Source organism: Accumulibacter sp. (genome assembly GCF_016789985.1).
Lineage (GTDB): Bacteria > Pseudomonadota > Gammaproteobacteria > Burkholderiales > Rhodocyclaceae > Accumulibacter.
Genome location: NZ_JAEUOL010000146.1, coordinates 1 through 17,058, shown reverse-complemented (window position 1 = coordinate 17,058; position 17,058 = coordinate 1). Strand labels below are relative to the sequence as shown.

Below are 17,058 nucleotides of genomic sequence, written 5' to 3'. Positions count from 1 at the left end.
AAGCGGATCCGGCGACGCATCCGCTTCAGGATCAAGCGCCAGCCGACGACGGTCGGCCTGCAGCAACCCCGCTAGGTTGGTCGGCCCGACCAACCGCTGAGCGTCTCGCAATCGACCCGGCTCAGGCCGGCTGGTCGGAATCCGGGTTGCTGACCAACGCCGGCGATGGTGGCGTTGGTCAGGTAATAACCGGGGTTGAAGATACGCTGCACCACCGGCCACATCGTCAACCCCGGCCAGAGTCGGGATTGGCAAGTCACTTCGACGACGGTCTCATCGCACGACGACAGCCTGCCTCCGGTGCCGCTTGACAACCGGGCCCGTCCCTGTGGGCCGGCATGGGCACGCGTCACGGCAATGCCGAAGGATCCCCCTGGCGACAGCGAACGGACCCGTAAGCCGAGACCGCCGCCGATCGAGCAAGCAAGGGTGCTGGTGCGGTCGTCGGTAAAGCCATGACGACAGACGTCGATCAGCGCCCCGGACTCCCCGTCCAAGCTCTAGTCAATGACACATAATAGACTGTTTCTAAACGCTCTTGTCGATCGTCACGGGGGACTCACGGCTTGCGGTATACTGCTGCTGACGCCGCTGCTTCCCGATACTTGGCGGCCTTCGTTCCCAACGCTTCACTTCCCCAGGAATCCATCATGTTGCAGAGATCTGCCTCTTTCCCTGGAATTCAGGGTCCCATCGTCACCATCGTCATGGACGGCTACGGTATCGCCAAGTCGGAAGTCGGCAGTGCCATCGCTGCGGCCAGAAAGCCGACCCTCGACCGTCTTCTTGCCAGGTACCCGAACATCGTCTTGCGCGCCCACGGCACCGCCGTCGGCATGCCTTCTGACGAAGACATGGGCAACTCCGAGGTCGGTCACAATGCCATCGGCGCCGGCCAGGTGTACAGCCAAGGCGCCGCCCTGGTCGCCGATGCCATTGCCACCGGCTCGATCTGGCAGGGCGCCGCCTGGCAGCAGATCGTCGCCGGCGCCAAGGCGGGCCGTGGCATCATTCACTTCATCGGTCTGTTCTCCGATGGCAATGTGCACAGTCACATCGATCACCTGCGGGCCATGATTCTGCGTGCCAGGGAAGAAGGCGTACCGGCAGTGCGTGTTCATATCCTGCTCGATGGACGCGACGTTCCCGAAACCAGCGCACTGGACTACGTGCTACCCTTCGAAGCCTTCCTGACGGAAACCAGCGGCAACGGCTTTGACGCACGCATCGCCTCGGGTGGCGGCCGGATGAACATCACCATGGACCGCTACGAAGCCAACTGGAGGATGGTCGAGAAAGGCTGGCAAACCCACGTGCTCGGCGATGGCACACAATACGACAGTGCTTCGGCAGCAATCAAGGCACTGCGCGTCCAGTACCCGGGAACGATCGACCAGGATCTGCCGCCCTTCGTGATCGCCAGTGACGGTCGCGCCGTCGGCACCATAGAGGACGGTGACTCGGTCGTGTTTTTCAACTTCCGCGGCGACCGCGCGATCGAAATCACTCGCGCCTTCGAGGAAACCAGCTTTGACAAGTTCGACCGCATCCGTGTACCACGGGTCACCTATGCCGGAATGCTGCAATACGACGGTGACCTCAAACTTCCCCGGCGCTTCCTGGTCGATCCGCCAGCCATCCTGGACACCATGGGCGAGTGGTTCGCCAAGTCCGGCATCACCCAGTTCGCCTGCTCGGAAACACAGAAGTTCGGGCACGTGACCTATTTCTGGAACGGCAACCGCTCGAACAAGTTTGATGGGGAAACCTACCAGGAGGTGCCGAGCGACGTGGTGCCTTTCGAACAACGCCCCTGGATGAAAGCTGCGGAGATCGCCGACGCCATGATCGATGCGCTGAAGAGCGGGCAGTACAGGACCTTGCGCTGCAACTTCGCAAATGGCGACATGGTCGGTCATACCGGACACTTCCGCGCCGCGACGATGGCGATCGAAGCGCTGGACCTGCAACTGGCACGCCTTCTGCCGGTCATTGACGCGCTCGGTGGCGTGGCGCTGATCACGGCCGATCATGGCAATGCCGACGAGATGTACGAGATCGACAAGAAGACCCGGCAACCGGCTCAGAATCCCGACGGATCCTTCAAGGCCAAGACCTCGCATACGCTCAACCCGGTACCACTGATCCTCTACGACAACGTGACAGGGGGCAAGCTGGGCCTCAAACAGACTGCGACCGCCGGCCTTTCGAACATCGCCGCGACGATCACCCACCTGCTTGGGCTCGAGAAACACGCCAAGTGGGACGAGAGCCTGCTCGAACTAAAGCAGGACAAGGAAAAGTTGCCGCCATGCGCGGCGTTCACTCCCGATCAATCGGGTTCCTGATCCCGAAACAGACCGATTGATCGCCGTCAGCAAAAAGGGCGCCGCACCATCCGGCGCGGCGCCCTTGTCGCTAACGCTTACTTGTTCAGCGACTCGCCCGGGGTGACGATACCGAGAAAGCTGTCGGCCTTGAGCGCTGCACCACCGATCAGACCACCATCGATGTCCTTCTGTGCCAGCAGCCCGGCGGCGTTTTCCGGTTTCATCGAACCGCCGTACTGAATGCTGATCGACTGGGCAACATGGTCGCCATAGAGCTTGGTCAACAGTCCGCGGACGAAGGCGTGTGCCTCCTGTGCCTCTTGGTCGGTCGCCGTGACGCCCGTACCGATGGCCCACACGGGTTCGTAGGCGATCACCGTACGCAATGCCTGGTCGGCCGACAGGCCCGCATAGGCCCCGTTCACCTGCATCGTGAGCACGCCTTCAAGGCGGCCGTCCTTGCGCTCGGCAAGGGTTTCGCCGATGCAGATGATCGGCGTCATGTCGAGTGACTGCACCTTCTTGACCTTCTTGTTGACGGTTTCGTCGGTCTCGCCGAAATAGCTCCGCTGCTCCGAATGGCCGATGATGACGAAGTCAACGCCGATCTCCTTGAGCATGTCGGCACTGACCTTGCCGGTGAATGCGCCCTGGTTCTCCCAATGCACGTCCTGTGCGGCCAGCTTGACGTTGCTGCCCTTGACCACTTCGGCCACCTTGGCCAGAGCGAGGTAGGTCGGAGCGATGGCGACCACCACCTTGCTGACATCCCTGGCGGCAGTCACCACCTCGGTAGCGAGCTGCACTGACTCGGCAACCGTCTTGTTCATTTTCCAGTTGCCGGCGATAACGATCTTACGCATGGTATTCCTCGATGTTGAATTGCTGTGACGAGTTGGCAAACGACCGGTTCCCGGCATCGCCGGGGAGCGCGGTGCCTCACTTCTCGGAAAGGGCGGCAACGCCGGGCAGGATCTTGCCCTCCAGGTACTCGAGCGAAGCACCGCCACCGGTCGAGCTATGGGTCACTTTCCTGTCGGCACCGTATTTCTTGGCAGCAGTTGCGGTGTCACCACCGCCGATGACGGTGATCGCACCGGCTGCGGTGGCCTGGACGACTGCGTCGGCCATCGCCCGCGTGCCGGCCTCGAACTTCCCGAACTCGAAAACACCCGCCGGACCGTTCCAGATGATGGTCCTCGCCTTGAGGATCGCCTCGCTGAAGAGGCGCGTCGATTCGGGACCGCAGTCAAGACCCAGCCAGCCATCGGGGACGCCGTCGACATCGTTGGTGGTCCTCGTATTGGCGTTGGCGTCGAACTTGTCGGCAATCACGAAATCGACCGGCAAGAGGATTTCCTTACCCTTTTCGCGGGCTTTTTCCATCAGACCGGGCACCAGTCTGGCACCCTCCTCGTCAAACAGCGAGTTGCCGATCGGCATTGCCGAGAGTACCTTCTTGAAGGTGAAGGCCATGCCACCGCCGATGATGATCTGATCGGCCTTATCAAGCAGATTGTTGATCAGCTGGATCTTGTCGGCCACCTTGGCCCCGCCGAGGATGGCCAGCAACGGCCGCCGGGGCGATTCGAGCACCGCCGAGAAGGCATCCAGTTCCTTGTTCATCAGGTAGCCGGCTGCACGTTCGGGCAACTGCACACCGGTCATCGACGAGTGGTCACGGTGGGCCGTACCGAATGCGTCGTTGATGTAGACGTCGGCCAGCCTGGTCAGCGAAGCGCGGAAGGCTTTGACATCTTCCGGGTTGGCCTTGAGCTTGGTGATGCTGCCGTCGGCGTTGGTGACACTGGCCTTGCCTTCTTCCTCGATGTGGAAGCGAAGGTTCTCCAGCAGGATCACTTCGCCGGGCTTGATCTGCGCGCAGGCTGCCTCGACCTCGGGGCCGACACAGTCGGGCAGAAACTTCACGGGACGTCCCAGCAGACCTTCGAGCGCGCTGGCGACCGGCGCCAGACTGTATTGCGGGTTGGCTTTCCCGTCGGGACGGCCGAGATGCGACATCAGAATCACCGCAGCTCCCTTATCCAGAGCATGCTTGATCGTCGGCAGGGCGGCCTCGATACGCTTGGTATTGGTGATCGCACCGGTCACCTTGTCCTGAGGGACGTTGAAATCGACGCGAATCAGGGCGCGCTTGCCTTCGAGGGCGAGATCTTCGATGAACAGTTTGGGCATGATTTCCTCGAGAGTGAGTTGGTGTTGAGAAAAGCTGGAATCAGGATCGAAAAGGGCATGGTGTCTCCGTATTGGCAGCAAAACGACTCCCTGACAGAGTGTCTTTCAGCCACTGCGTTGAGAAAATGAAACTTGGGGGAAGGCGTTTCAACCACGCAGACGAAGTATCCTTGGCGCTGCTCCCGGAGTCAATTGTCTGTTGTCAAGGGGTAGCCACGGCTTTCAGTAATAGATTCTGAACAGGCGCTGGATCTGCTCAAACTCGTGCAGATAAGCGTTCGCCACCTCGCGACTGGTCGCCAGAACGGTCAGGTCGTGCGAGAACACCGAGGTGTTGTACCAGTTGAAACTGCCCTCGATGACCGTCCTCTCGTCGATGATGCAGTACTTGGAGTGAATCGGTGAATAGGGCACCGGATGATCCGTCTGCCCGTACACCAGACCGACCGCGACGCCCGCCGTGCGCAATCCCTGTACTGCCGGCAGCAGCGGTCGGTTCAGCTCCTCGGCCATCGAACGTTCGATGCCGACGCGCCCCTGCCGCGCCAGATGGCCATTGAGCAGGATGTGCACGTGCACGCCGCGGTTCCTGGCATGGATCAGGGCATCGATGACACTGTCTCCGTGCTCGCCCAGCAGGTTGCCGATCAGGAACAGGGTCAACTTGATCGAATGCCGGGCGCGGTGAATCTCGGCGAGAATCGCCTGATGCGGCCGGTAATAGCGGCCATCGAGCAAGGCGTGCCGGCCGTAAGTGTAGAGCAGGTTGAACGGGCTGAGCGGGTCGATGCCGTACTTCTGGTTGACCCCGCCACGCTCGCTCTGGAAAACGTTGTCGAGCAGCCGGCAGACGCCCTTCGAATGGAAGCTCATCCCCGATTCCCAGTTCGCCCACCAGCGGTCAAACGTAATGTTGAAGGAGCCGAGTATGCAGTCCTCATCATTGAAGATGATGAACTTGGTATGCATGTCGGGATCGACCTCGATCAGGTGATGATGTGGTGTGCAGAACACCCCCAGCAACTCGATCCCGGCGCGTTTCAGGCGGGCATAGTTCTCGCTGTTGGTCAGCGTCATCTTGCGCCAGTCCACGATGCACTGCACCCAGACTCCCTGTTGACTGGCATGCACCAGATGGCGCGTGAAGTCATGGTCGTCGATGCAGTCGACGCTCACCTTGATCGTGCAAAAACGATTGGGGTGCTCGTGCTTGCTGCGAATCACCTTGTCGATGTGATCGTGAATGAAGCGTTTTGGATGATAGGGATGGTGCTGCTGGCCCTTGGTGAACTTGGGAATCAGGTGCAGCGAGCCGAAATGATGGTTGTACCAATCGACATCGCTCTGCAACTGCCCGGCATTGACCTCATGCGTGCGATAGCTGTTCGGCGTTGCCCATTCCGTTGTGATTCGCCGGTACTGCGGCCGCTCGTCCCGCAACTGCGACCAGTCCATGAAAATATACTCGAGTTGCGAGGAAAGCGAGCGCTCGTCGCGATGCACCACGAAGGCGAACTTGACACAATTGGCCTGCCCGAAGCTACGCGACACGGGATGGATGTAAAAATCCCGCGTACGCCGCTTGTGATGATTCCACTGGATATCATAGGGATCGGTATCGACAATATAGGTTTCGCAAATACTGTTGTCACTATAGACCCGGAGAACCACCTTGACGTTGACCTGCACGCCAAAGGCGACGTCGAAAATGATCTTGCCCCAGCGAAGATGGAATTTCTCGTTGAAGTCGTTGCTGCGCACGAATGATCCGCCGAGGTTTCCGTGCACCGGTACGGCATAGTTCTCTGCTCTATCCATATCAAAACGAACTGCTCATCCTTTGGTGACGCCTACCCGACACGGCAGGTGTCGGGCAAGCCATGCGAACGCGCCCGCAAGTCATGTTGGCTCGAAGCTCATCAGATAGCCAATATGGTCGGACACTCTTCCGTAATCCTGCTCGGTGAATACGCTTCTGCCTGAGGTAACGCACAAAGCGCTGCCCCGACGCAGAAATATGTAGTCGATACGATCATCGTCGTCCAGGTAACGTTGCCAGCGAGCATCCCTGGTCTCGAAGACCCGGCGAAAGACCTGCGGCGAGTTGACGGCAAGATACTGGTCCTGGTATTCATCCGACTCGACCACCTGTTGGTAGCCACGCGAGCCCGCCTTGATGTTGAAATCGCCACACAGCATGCTGCCCACCACTTCGCCGACGTGCTCTTCGGTGGCCCACCGACGCAGTTTGTCGAACTGCTCGGCGAAGCCATCATCCCACCAGCTGAGATGGGAGGAGAACACGTTGATCAGACCAAAACAGGGGACCTTAATCCGCGCCATGACCACCTTGCGCGAGTGAATGCTGTAGGGATCGCTGTTGCTCGAGACATACCTCGCCTGCTGCCTCTCGATCGGGTACCTGCTGAGCACCGCGACGCCCTCGCGGTAGCGCTCAAAGCCCAGATGTGACCAGTCGGTCGCCAGATGGTAAGGCGACCTGAGCCGCTGGTTGATGATCCTCGCGGTATTCGTCTGCCAGTCGCCCTGGCCATCGTTCCATAGTTCGGCCACTTCCTGCAGGCAGACGATGTCGACCCCGAGCTCATCGATCGCCCGGGCGATCTGCGACAGCTTGTCATCCTGATCCTCTTCCTGGCAACAATGAAGATTGAGGATCATGACGGACAGCGGCCGACGCGCGACAACGTGATTTTGTCCGGAATTGTCATCGTAGCGTACCTGCCGCCCGATTTCGCAAGCAATCCGGTACTGCACGCGAAAGGCATCGCCCACCTTGAGCAACGCATCCCAGATCTTGCAGCCGTAGTGGTTTGGATTCCTTGCGTTGCTGGCAAACTCGCTGTCCCAGTAGTTCCGGCGGTAACGGGCAACCGTCTGCCGGCTCGTCTTCCAGTCGTCGGTGGTCCACTCGATGCTCACCCGGCCCGCCTTCAGCCCGCTGTTGACCGCCACAACGACCGGCAGGAGCAGCTGCTGATCGGCCAGGCGACGTGCGCACTCCACCCTCAGCAGCGGACGGTCCGGCGCCAGCAGGACCCCCGAGTCGGCCTGAATCGAAAAATTCTCGCCCTGGTGGTTATCCCAGTACTCGACACCCGCCACCCGATAGCGCAGCGCGAACTGGACGTTGCCGGGCAGCGACTGGTCAGCGGACAGAGGAAAGGTGCGGTGGGCAAACCAGTATTCCCTGGCGTTATCGATCGAACCGTGATAGGCCGCCGGCAGCTCATGCCAGACTCCGTCCTCGCCGGTCCATACGATGGTGACACTCTTGCCGAAAGCAATGTTCTCGACCTGCAGGAGAAACGACAACTCCTGCTGTGCCGCTTTTCTGCTGATGATGTTTTTCGCGTAGAGCAGACTGATCTTGTTCATTTTTCCCACGTCGAATCGGTGTTTGTGCTGGCGCCTTCCTTGACCACCAGCAGGTCCTCCATCACCAGATACTGCAGGTCGGACCCGAAGAACATGTTGAGTGCGTCGGTCGGCGAGCAGATCATCGGTTCACCGCGCCGGTTGAGCGAAGTGTTGAGCACGACACCGTTGCCGGTCAGCTTTTCGAGTTCAAGCATGAGGTCGTAATAGCGTGGATTGAACTCGCGCTGCAGCACCTGCGCGCGCGAGGTACCGTCTTCGTGCACCACCTCCGGAACACGCTCCTTCCATCCCTCGGCCACCTCGAAGGTGAAGGTCATGAACGGGGCCGGGTGTGTGCTGCCGAGCATCTGCGGCCCGACGGTGTCGAGCATGCTCGGGCAGAAAGGGCGCCAGCGCTCGCGAAACTTGATCTGTGCATTGATCCGGTCGGCAACCCCGGCGACGCTCGGACAGCCAAGGATGGAGCGCCCGCCAAGCGCGCGTGGCCCGAACTCCATCCGCCCCTGAAACCAGGCGACGGGATTTCCTGCCGCCAGCAGACGGGCGATCCAGCGCGGTACGTCGTCCAGCCGCTGCCACGCCGGTCGTGCAGGGTGGCGCGCACAGGCGGCGGCAACGTCCTCGTTGCTGTATGCCGGCCCGAGGTAGACATGCTCCATTCTCTCGACCGCAACGCCTCGCTGCACCGACACGTAGGCCGCAGCACCGACCGCCGTACCGGCGTCGCCCGATGCCGGCTGGACGAAGAGCTGGCGCACATCCGGACGGGCAATGATCTTCTGGTTGAGCTTGACGTTCAGTGCCCCCCCCCCGGAAAAGGCGAGGTGCCCGGTTTCCCGCAGGATGTCGCCAAGGTAGTGCTCGAGCATCCGCAACGACAGGTCCTCGAACAGCCGTTGCATGCTCGCCGCGTAGTGGATGTAGGGATCATCGGCCACGTCGCCCGAACGCCGCGGTCCCAACCACTCGACCAACTTCGGCGAGAAATAGTAACCCTTGCCGTTCTCCTTGTAGCGGCGGAAGCCGATCACGTTGGCGTAATCGGTATTGATCCTGAGTTCGCCGTTTTCGAAACTGGCCAGCCGCGAGAAATCATAGCGGTCGGCGTCACCGTAGGGCGCCATGCCCATCACCTTGTACTCGCCGTCGAGCATCTCGAAACCCAGGTACTCGGTCAGGGCGCCGTACAGGCCACCCAGAGAATCCGGATCGTAGAACTCCTTGATCTTGTGAATCCTGCCGTTCTCGCCGTAGCCGAAGAAGGTGGTGGCGTATTCCCCCTTGCCGTCGATACCGAGGATTGCAGTCTTCTCCTGGAAAGCCGCGCAATGATAAGCACTCGCGGCATGTGCCAGGTGGTGCTCGACCGGCACGATCTCGGTTCTCTTCAGGTCGAAGCCAAGCTGCTGCAGGCACCACTCGATGCGTCTCCGGTAGCGGTGGAAGCGCCGGTTGCCGGTCAGCAGCGCATCCAGCGCACGCTCCGGCGCGTACCAGTAACGCCGTGCGTAATGCCAGCGTGCCGGTTCCGAGAGGCTGATCGGAGCAAACGGAATGGCCACCGCATCGACCGCGGCCGGCTTGATGCCGGCAAAATCGAGGCAGAACTTGGCGGCCTCGTAGGGCATGCGGTTCTTGGCGTGCTTGTCGCGCACGAAGCGCTCCTCCTCCGCTGCGGCGACGAGCTTGCCGTCGATATAGAGCGCCGCCGAGGGATCGTGGGTAAGCGCGCCGGACAGTCCGAGTAGGGTCAGTGCCAAGGTTCAGGTCTCAGAGGATCGGTTTATCGGGCCGGCTGACGAACAGGCTGCGGCAAACCGACCAAGGCCCCCAGTATACCCGCCCCGGTCCCGCTTCGGTTCGCTCGCCGCACGGCTGTGACCCGAGTTGCCGACCGGCGCAGCTAATCAGTAAGGGCGCGGCTCACCCTCTGGTCGGGTCTTGAAACGCCTATGCACCCAGTAATACTGCTCCGGCATGGTGCGGATGGCCGCTTCGATCCAGGCATTCATCCTGCTTGTGTCGGCCTCGACGTCGTCGGTCGGAAAGTCCTGCCACGGTTCGCCGACCGTCACCACATAACCTGCGCCGCCGGGCAGGATGCGCGTCAGGCATGGAACGACCACCGCCCCGGCCAGCCGCGCCAGCCGCGCCAGTCCAGGGACGGTCGCCGCCGGGACGCCGAAGAAGGGGACGAAAATCGAATCGCGCCGGCCGAAGTCCATATCCGGCAGGTAGTAAAGCGGGCGCCCCGCCTTCATCGCCCTGACACTGGCACGCACGGATTCCTGGCGCGAGAGCAGCAACTGGTCGCCAAAGCGTTGGCGACCACGCAGCAGAAGCCGGTCGAAGACGCGGTTCGACTGCACGGCGTAGATGCTCGCGCAGTCGAAGCGCATGGCAATCGCGGCACCGCCGACATCCAGCCCGACGAAGTGGGGCGTCAGCATCAGGACCGGCCGACCGGCTGCCAGCAATGTCCGCATCCGCTCCTCGCCTTCGACACGCAGCAAACGCGACAGCCTGGCGCGACTCGCCCACCACAGGAGACTGCGTTCGAGCATGCTGCGGCCCAGCACCCTGAAATGGGCGCGCGCCATGTCCTGACGTTGTGCTTCGTCGAGTTCCGGGAAACACAACCGGAGATTCACCAGGACGATGTGCCGGCGTCGGCGACCGAGGCGAAAGAAAGCGCTGCCCAAGCCGCTGCCACAGCGGGCCAGCACCGTTAACGGCAGGAAATGCAGCAGCCAGAGCAACCCGACAAGCAGTCGACTCAGCATTGGCCAGAGTGGGCGTGGCCAGCCCGGCTGTGCGGCAATTGCTTCATTGCCTGCGGCTCCGGGCGCTGGTTGATGGGACAGCGATTCACCACTGCACGGTCGTCCGCCGGACTAGAGCAGTTCCTCCAGCCGCAGGCGGATGACCTGCCCTCTGACCGCGGGCAGTGATTCTATGCCGGCAATCGCCGTATCGATGTTTTGCTCGCGCGTCTTGTGCGTCAGCATGATGATGTCGGTCTGCTCTTCACCCTCGCTCGGCTCGCGCTGGATCATGGCGACGATGGAAATGCCGTCGTCGGCCAGAATGCGTGTCACATCGGCCAGAACGCCTGGCCGGTCTTCGACCCGCAAACGGAGATAGTAGCTGCTGACCACCTCGGAGATCGGCAGAATCGGCAGATCGACCATTGCATCCGGTTGGAAGGCGAGGTGTGGCACACGGTGCTCGGGGTCGGCGGTGTGCATGCGCGTCACGTCGACCAGGTCGGCGATGACCGCCGAGGCAGTCGGCTCGGCGCCGGCTCCTTTGCCGTAGTAAAGCGTCGCGCCGACGGCATCGCCCTTGACCAGCACCGCGTTCATGGCGCCTTCGACATTGGCAATCAAGCGCTTGGCCGGGATCAGCGTCGGGTGAACGCGCAGTTCGACGCCCCCGGCGGTGCGTTTGGTGATGCCGAGCAGCTTGATACGATAGCCGAGTTGTTCAGCGTACTTGATGTCGGCCGCGTCGAGCCGGCTGATCCCCTCGATGTACGCCTGGTCGAAGCTCATCGAGTTGCCGAAGGCAATGGCCGACATGATCGACAGCTTGTGTGCCGCGTCCACACCCTCGACGTCGAAGGTTGGATCGGCCTCGGCGTAACCGAGACGCTGCGCCTCGGCAAGCACCGCTGCGAACGACAACCCCTTGTCGCGCATCTCGGAAAGGATGAAGTTGGTCGTGCCATTAATGATGCCGGCAATCCACTCGATGCGGTTGGCCGTCAGACCTTCGCGCAAGGCCTTGATGATCGGGATGCCACCAGCGACGGCAGCCTCGAAGGCAACCATCACCCCGCATTGCCGGGCAGCCGCGAAAATCTCGTTGCCATGCTTGGCCAGCAGAGCCTTGTTTGCCGTCACTACGTGCTTGCCATGGTCGATCGCTTGCAGCACCAGTTCCCGGGCCACACCGTAACCACCAATCAACTCGACAACGATGTCGATATCCGGGTCGCTGACCACGGCAAAGGCGTCATCGGTCAGCCGGCAACGGCCAGCGGTCAGCTGCCGCGCCCGTTCCGTATCCTTGTCGGCAACCACGCTGATCTGGATCGGGCGACCGGCGCGGCGGGAAATCTCTTCCGCGTTGCGCTGAAGTACCGCAAAAGTTCCACCACCGACAGTGCCGATCCCGAGAAGTCCAACGTTGATAGGTTTCATAGACAGCCAGAAGAAGTGAGGGTTGGAAAAGGAGGGAAAGCTGCACCAGCCGGCTACCTGCCTGCACAGGGCAGGCTAGGCCGTAGTGCCGGCCCGTTTGCGGTAACCGGCCAGGAAACGCGCGATGCGGCCGATGGCGTCACGCAAATCGTCTTCATGCGGCAGGAAGACGAGTCGGAAGTGGTCGGGCTCCGGCCAGTTGAAACCGCTGCCCTGGACCAGCAGAACGCGCTCTTCGGCCAGCAATTCGGCAATGAAATCCTGGTCGTCGGCTATCGGGTAGATCTGTGGATCGAGGCGCGGAAACATGTACAGCGCTGCCTTGGGTTTGACGCAGCCCACCCCCGGGATCGCCGTGATCAGTTCGTAGGCCAGATCGCGCTGACGACACATTCGACCACCTGGCGCCACCAGATCGTCGATGCTCTGGTAACCACCCAGCGCGGTCTGGATCGCATGCTGCGCCGGCACGTTGGCACACAGACGCATCGAGGCGAGCATGTCGAGACCCTCGATGTAGTCGCGGGCCCCGCGCAGGTCACCGGAAACGACCATCCAGCCAGCCCGATAGCCGCAGGAGCGGTAGTTCTTGGAAAGGCCATTGAAGGTCACGGTCAGCAAGTCATCCGCCAGTGAAGCGATCGCCGTATGCGTCGCGCCGTCGTACAGGACCTTGTCATAGACCTCGTCGGCGTAGATGATCAGGCCGTGCTCGCGCGCGATGGCGACCAGGCCACGCAGCACGCTTTCCGGATACAGTGCACCAGTCGGGTTGTTCGGGTTGATGACTACCAGCGCGCGCGTACGCGGTGTGATCTTCGCCCTCAGGTCATCAAGATCGGGCAGCCAGTCGTTCGCCTCATCGCAAAGATAGTGACGCGGTGTGCCGCTCGACAAGCTGACTGCAGCCGTCCACAAAGGGTAATCGGGTGCTGGAACCAGCACCTCGTCGCCAATGTTCAGCAGGGCATTCATCGCCATCACGATCAACTCGGAGACACCGTTGCCAATATAGATGTCCTCGAGGGTGACGCCCTTGATGTGTTTCTGCTGCGTGTAATGCATCACCGCCTTGCGCGCCGAGAAGATCCCCTTCGAGTCCGAGTACCCCGCCGCGTTCGGCAGGTTGCGGATCATGTCGAGCTGGATTTCCTCGGGTGCGTCGAAACCGAAAGCGGCAAGATTACCGATGTTGAGCTTGACGATATGGTGGCCTTCGTCCTCCATCTGTTTGGCTTTCTGCAGCACGGCGCCGCGAATGTCATAACAGACGTTGTCCAGCTTGTTCGATTTGAGTACCGGCTTCATCGTCCTCGCCTAGAGTAGGCCGTCCTTCCTGAACATGTCCTTGATGCCGCGCACCGCCTGCCGTGTACGCTCTTCGTTTTCGATCAGCGCGAAGCGCACGTGATCGTCGCCGTACTCGCCGAAACCAACTCCGGGCGACACCGCCACGCGCGCTTCGCCAAGCAGTTTCTTGGCAAAATCGAGCGAACCCAGATTTCGATACGGTTCGGGGATCCTGGCCCAGATGTACATCGATGCCTTCGGTACATCGACCATCCATCCGGCTTCGTGCAGGCCCTTGGCCAGCACGTTGCGGCGCCCCTGATAGAGCTGGCGCACCTCTTCGACGCACTGCTGCGGACCATCCAACGCAATCACCGAAGCAACCTGGATCGGCGTGAAGGTACCGTAGTCATGATAGCTCTTGATACGCACCAGAGCGTTGCACAGTTCCTGGTTGCCGACCATGTAGCCGACCCGCCAGCCCGCCATGTTGTAGCTCTTGGACATGGTGAAGAACTCGACCGCCACTTCACGCGCACCGGAGACCTGCATGATCGACGGCGCCTGGTAGCCGTCGAAGACGATGTCGGCATAGGCCAGATCATGCACCACCAGAATATCGTTCAGCCGGGCGAGGGCGACGATCCGTTCGAAGAATTCGAGATCGACACAGCGCGCGGTCGGATTGCTCGGAAACCCGAGAATCATCATCTTCGGCTTCGGAATCGACTCGCGAATGGCGCGCTCCACCTCCTCGAAGAAATCGACCTCGGGCGTCATGCGAACGGAGCGGATGTCGGCTCCGGCGATGATCGCGCCGTAGATGTGGATCGGATACGAAGGATTGGGAACCAAAACCGTATCGCCACGGTCGAGTGTCGCGAGCATCAGATGGGCGAGGCCCTCCTTCGAACCGATGGTCACCACCGCCTCGGTTTCCGGGTCGAAACTCACCTCATAGCGACGCTGATACCAGTCGCAAATCGCCCGTCGCAGACGGGGAATTCCCTTGGAGATCGAGTAGCCATGCGTATTCTCGCGCAACGCCGCTTCAACCAGCTTGTCGGTAATATGCTGTGGCGTCGGACCATCCGGGTTACCCATGCTCATGTCGATAATGTCTTCACCGCGCCGACGGGCGGCCATTTTCAGTTCACCAGTGATGCTGAAAACGTAGGGTGGCAGACGCTTGATGCGGGAAAACTCTCTCATGGTCGAAGCTCGGAAAATGTTCGGTGCAGTTGGCGCCTGATCTTCGATCGCCATCTGCATAGCGTGCCCGATAGCGCCGGCAAGCTCGGAAGGTGGGCGACAAAAAAGCTATAATCCTACTTCAACGTCTGGTACACCGCAATTTTCATGAAACTGCAGCTCGACAGCAGCGAGGGCCTGAACACCTTTACCGCTTACGGTGACGGCTACGTCAGCGTGAACGGTGTGCGCCACACGCGCAACTTGGCCGTCCTGCCCGATCGTCTGCTGCCCGACTGGACGCTGGCCACCTTCGAGACGCTAAGCATCGCCGACTTCGAACTGCTCGCCACACTTGATGCCGATATCATTCTGCTCGGCACCGGCAGACGCCTGCGTTTCCCGAGTCCCGATCTGTTGCACCCGCTGGTCCGGCTGCAGAAGGGGCTCGAGGTGATGGATCTGCCGGCAGCCTGTCGTACGTATAACGTTCTCATGGGCGAAGGACGGAAGGTCGCCGCCGGTCTCCTCCTTGTCTGATGTGCCCTACCCGTCGCCGGCTGTTGCCGCCGGCTGCCGTCGTCCCCACCGTGATGAAACGTATCGCCCTCAAAATTGATGTGGACACCTACCGCGGCACCTTGACCGGTGTCCCGGCTCTGATCGATCTGCTGCAGCGACACGAGGCGTCGGCCAGCTTTTTTTTCTCGCTCGGCCCCGACCACAGCGGACGGGAATCACGTCGACTCTCGCCGAGCCGATACTACGACCTTGCGACGCGCCTCTACGGACTGCTGCTGCCGGCACCGGACATCGGCGCGCGCTGTGCCGACCAGATGCGACGGGCAAGCGACAGCGGTTTCGAAGTCGGCGTACACGCCTGGAATCGGGTCCGCTGGCAAAGCACCGCGCCGACAGCCGACAGTGCCTGGATCGAAGTCCAGATGACCCTTGCCTACCGACGCTTCACGGGCATCTTCGGCCAGCCGCCGCATGCCCACGGGGCAGCCGGTTGGCGGACCAACCGCCACGCCCTGCGCCTCACGCAACGCCTGGGATTCTCTTACGCCAGCGATTGCCGGGGACGATTTCCCTTCCTGCCGGTCATTGACGGCGAACTGGTCCACTGTCCGCAGCTACCGACAACCCTGCCAACACTGGATGAACTGCTCACCAGCGGAACCGCTTCGGCCGAACTGGCGATCGAACAGATTCTCGAACGGTCGACGTGCGACGCCGGTGATCACGTGTTCACGCTGCGCGCCGAACTGGAGGGGATGAGATTCCTCGCCGCATTTGAACACTTGCTGCTCGAGTGGAAGCAGCGCGGCTATCAGCTGGTCGCTCTGCGCAACCAGATTGCCTCGCGCAACATCGCCACCCTGCCACGCCACGAGGTCGTCTTCACCGAGCTGGCCGGGCGCTCCGGCCGCTACATGCAGCAAGGACCCGCTTTCCTGCAGCCGGCATGAAAAGGGCGGCCGCAGCCGCCCAGGGTTTTTACCCGAACAGGCCTCTCAGTCGCGATCGCCGCTGAAGGCCATCAGCAGGTTGAGCAGGCTGACGAAGACGTTGTAGATATCGAGGTAGACCGCCAGCGTCGCCGAGATGTAGTTGTCCTCGCCCCCGGTGACGATCCGGCTGATGTCATAGAGGATGTAGGCCGAGAAGATCATCACCGCGACCGCCGAAATGGTCAGCGACAAGGCCGGAATCTGGAAAAAGATGTTGCCCAGCGCCGCCAGCAGCACGACGATCATGCCGATGAACAGGAACTTGCCCATGAAGCTGAAGTCCTTCTTGGTCACCGACGCCACACCGGCCAGCGAGAAGAAGATGACACCCGTACCGCCGGCCGCCATGGCAATCAGCGAACCACCGTTGCTGAAGCCCAGCGCCACCTGCAGAATGCGCGACAGCATCAGCCCCATGAAGAAGGTGAAGGCAAGCAGCAGCACCACCCCCATGCCACTGTTCTTGGTTCGCTCGATGCCCCACATGAAGCCGAAGGCGATACCAAGGAATAGCAGGAACGACATCAGGGGACTGCCCGCCATGAAAGAAAACTCCATCTGCACGCCGACCAGCGCGCCGAGGACCGTCGGTACCATGGTCAGCGCAAGCAACATGAACGTATTGCGCAGCACCTTGTTCTGCTGCACGGTCATCACGTCGGTCGGCTGGCCTGTCATCTGAAACTGGGGTTGCATCGTGTTCCTCCTGGATATGGAAATGCGACTATGGGCCTAAGACTAACCAAACGCCAGGAAAGTTTCAATCGCCCGCGACATCGAGGGGAGACCCGCTTACCACCTATCATGTTTCGGCCCCCTGAAAGAACTTGGGAAGAGGCAGTGCGCTGGCAGCGCGTCTCAAGAGAAGGCGGATGCCGCGTTTGAACCAGGAAAGGGCACTGCGATAGGCTTTGCGGACACTCCAATGGT

At 61.1% G+C, this 17,058-nt stretch carries 14 protein-coding genes; 3 read left to right on the top strand and 11 right to left on the bottom strand.

From position 1 onward, the window contains the following. Positions 1 to 71: 71 nt before the first annotated feature. Positions 72 to 497 (bottom strand): carbohydrate porin, encoded by a 426-nt coding sequence (locus JNK99_RS08415; RefSeq protein WP_291851329.1) that lies wholly within the window; start codon positions 495 to 497, stop codon positions 72 to 74. 153 nt (positions 498 to 650) lie between these two features. On the opposite strand from JNK99_RS08415, the gene gpmI reads away from it, so the two are divergent. After that, positions 651 to 2,348, top strand: coding sequence for a 2,3-bisphosphoglycerate-independent phosphoglycerate mutase (gpmI, locus tag JNK99_RS08410; protein WP_291851327.1), 1,698 nt, complete (start codon positions 651 to 653; stop codon positions 2,346 to 2,348). Between the two features lie 77 nt (positions 2,349 to 2,425). Here the strand turns inward: gpmI and tpiA are convergent, their stop codons facing one another. The 9 genes from tpiA to alaC all read right to left on the bottom strand — a co-directional run bounded on the left by tpiA (position 2,426) and on the right by alaC (position 14,635). After that, positions 2,426 to 3,193 carry a triose-phosphate isomerase gene (gene tpiA / locus JNK99_RS08405; RefSeq protein ID WP_291851324.1) on the bottom strand — a complete coding sequence of 256 codons (768 nt, stop codon included), beginning with the start codon at positions 3,191 to 3,193 and terminating at the stop codon, positions 2,426 to 2,428. 76 nt (positions 3,194 to 3,269) lie between these two features. Then, a complete protein-coding gene (gene pgk, locus JNK99_RS08400; RefSeq protein WP_291851321.1) occupies positions 3,270 to 4,526 on the bottom strand; it encodes a phosphoglycerate kinase in 1,257 nt (418 codons plus the stop codon). Positions 4,527 to 4,748: 222 nt separating this feature from the next. Further along, positions 4,749 to 6,344: a phospholipase D-like domain-containing protein gene (locus JNK99_RS08395; RefSeq protein WP_291851318.1), complete on the bottom strand. Its 1,596-nt coding sequence runs from the start codon at positions 6,342 to 6,344 to the stop codon at positions 4,749 to 4,751. An 81-nt stretch (positions 6,345 to 6,425) separates the two neighbouring features. Further along, on the bottom strand, positions 6,426 to 7,925 hold the full coding sequence (locus tag JNK99_RS08390; RefSeq protein WP_291851315.1) for an endonuclease/exonuclease/phosphatase family protein: 1,500 nt from the start codon (positions 7,923 to 7,925) through the stop codon (positions 6,426 to 6,428). Then, positions 7,922 to 9,688 carry a carbamoyltransferase gene (locus JNK99_RS08385; RefSeq protein WP_291851313.1) on the bottom strand — a complete coding sequence of 589 codons (1,767 nt, stop codon included), beginning with the start codon at positions 9,686 to 9,688 and terminating at the stop codon, positions 7,922 to 7,924. The genes JNK99_RS08390 and JNK99_RS08385 overlap by 4 nt, the downstream gene beginning before the upstream one ends. Before the next feature lie 147 nt (positions 9,689 to 9,835). Then, positions 9,836 to 10,708: a lipid A biosynthesis acyltransferase gene (locus JNK99_RS08380; RefSeq protein ID WP_291851331.1), complete on the bottom strand. Its 873-nt coding sequence runs from the start codon at positions 10,706 to 10,708 to the stop codon at positions 9,836 to 9,838. Between the two features lie 114 nt (positions 10,709 to 10,822). Next, a complete protein-coding gene (locus tag JNK99_RS08375; protein WP_291851310.1) occupies positions 10,823 to 12,133 on the bottom strand; it encodes a homoserine dehydrogenase in 1,311 nt (436 codons plus the stop codon). 75 nt (positions 12,134 to 12,208) lie between these two features. Beyond that, complete coding sequence (locus JNK99_RS08370; protein ID WP_291851307.1) at positions 12,209 to 13,441, bottom strand: pyridoxal phosphate-dependent aminotransferase; 1,233 nt, start codon at positions 13,439 to 13,441, stop codon at positions 12,209 to 12,211. Positions 13,442 to 13,450: 9 nt separating this feature from the next. Continuing rightward, positions 13,451 to 14,635: an alanine transaminase gene (gene alaC / locus JNK99_RS08365; RefSeq protein WP_291851304.1), complete on the bottom strand. Its 1,185-nt coding sequence runs from the start codon at positions 14,633 to 14,635 to the stop codon at positions 13,451 to 13,453. 147 nt (positions 14,636 to 14,782) lie between these two features. Here alaC and JNK99_RS08360 point away from each other — a divergent pair, with 147 nt between their 5' ends. Together JNK99_RS08360 and JNK99_RS08355 are read left to right on the top strand one after the other, a co-directional pair. Beyond that, a complete protein-coding gene (locus JNK99_RS08360) occupies positions 14,783 to 15,154 on the top strand; it encodes an Mth938-like domain-containing protein (RefSeq protein ID WP_291851301.1) in 372 nt (123 codons plus the stop codon). A 53-nt stretch (positions 15,155 to 15,207) separates the two neighbouring features. Then, on the top strand, positions 15,208 to 16,086 hold the full coding sequence (locus JNK99_RS08355) for a polysaccharide deacetylase family protein (RefSeq protein ID WP_291851298.1): 879 nt from the start codon (positions 15,208 to 15,210) through the stop codon (positions 16,084 to 16,086). A gap of 45 nt (positions 16,087 to 16,131) precedes the next feature. Here JNK99_RS08355 and JNK99_RS08350 read toward each other — a convergent pair whose 3' ends face one another. Next, positions 16,132 to 16,824, bottom strand: a complete 693-nt coding sequence (locus tag JNK99_RS08350; protein ID WP_291851295.1) for a Bax inhibitor-1/YccA family protein — start codon at positions 16,822 to 16,824, stop codon at positions 16,132 to 16,134. Between the last annotated feature and the right edge of the window lie 234 nt (positions 16,825 to 17,058).

Coding starts and splice junctions, on each gene's coding strand:
- JNK99_RS08355 (WP_291851298.1), top strand. CDS start 15,208: ATGAAACGTATCGCCCTCAAAATTGATGTGGACACCTACCGCGGCACC.
- gpmI (WP_291851327.1), top strand. CDS start 651: ATGTTGCAGAGATCTGCCTCTTTCCCTGGAATTCAGGGTCCCATCGTC.
- JNK99_RS08350 (WP_291851295.1), bottom strand. CDS start 16,824: ATGCAACCCCAGTTTCAGATGACAGGCCAGCCGACCGACGTGATGACC.
- JNK99_RS08395 (WP_291851318.1), bottom strand. CDS start 6,344: ATGGATAGAGCAGAGAACTATGCCGTACCGGTGCACGGAAACCTCGGC.
- JNK99_RS08360 (WP_291851301.1), top strand. CDS start 14,783: ATGAAACTGCAGCTCGACAGCAGCGAGGGCCTGAACACCTTTACCGCT.
- JNK99_RS08370 (WP_291851307.1), bottom strand. CDS start 13,441: ATGAAGCCGGTACTCAAATCGAACAAGCTGGACAACGTCTGTTATGAC.
- JNK99_RS08375 (WP_291851310.1), bottom strand. CDS start 12,133: ATGAAACCTATCAACGTTGGACTTCTCGGGATCGGCACTGTCGGTGGT.
- JNK99_RS08390 (WP_291851315.1), bottom strand. CDS start 7,925: ATGAACAAGATCAGTCTGCTCTACGCGAAAAACATCATCAGCAGAAAA.
- tpiA (WP_291851324.1), bottom strand. CDS start 3,193: ATGCGTAAGATCGTTATCGCCGGCAACTGGAAAATGAACAAGACGGTT.
- pgk (WP_291851321.1), bottom strand. CDS start 4,526: ATGCCCAAACTGTTCATCGAAGATCTCGCCCTCGAAGGCAAGCGCGCC.
- alaC (WP_291851304.1), bottom strand. CDS start 14,635: ATGAGAGAGTTTTCCCGCATCAAGCGTCTGCCACCCTACGTTTTCAGC.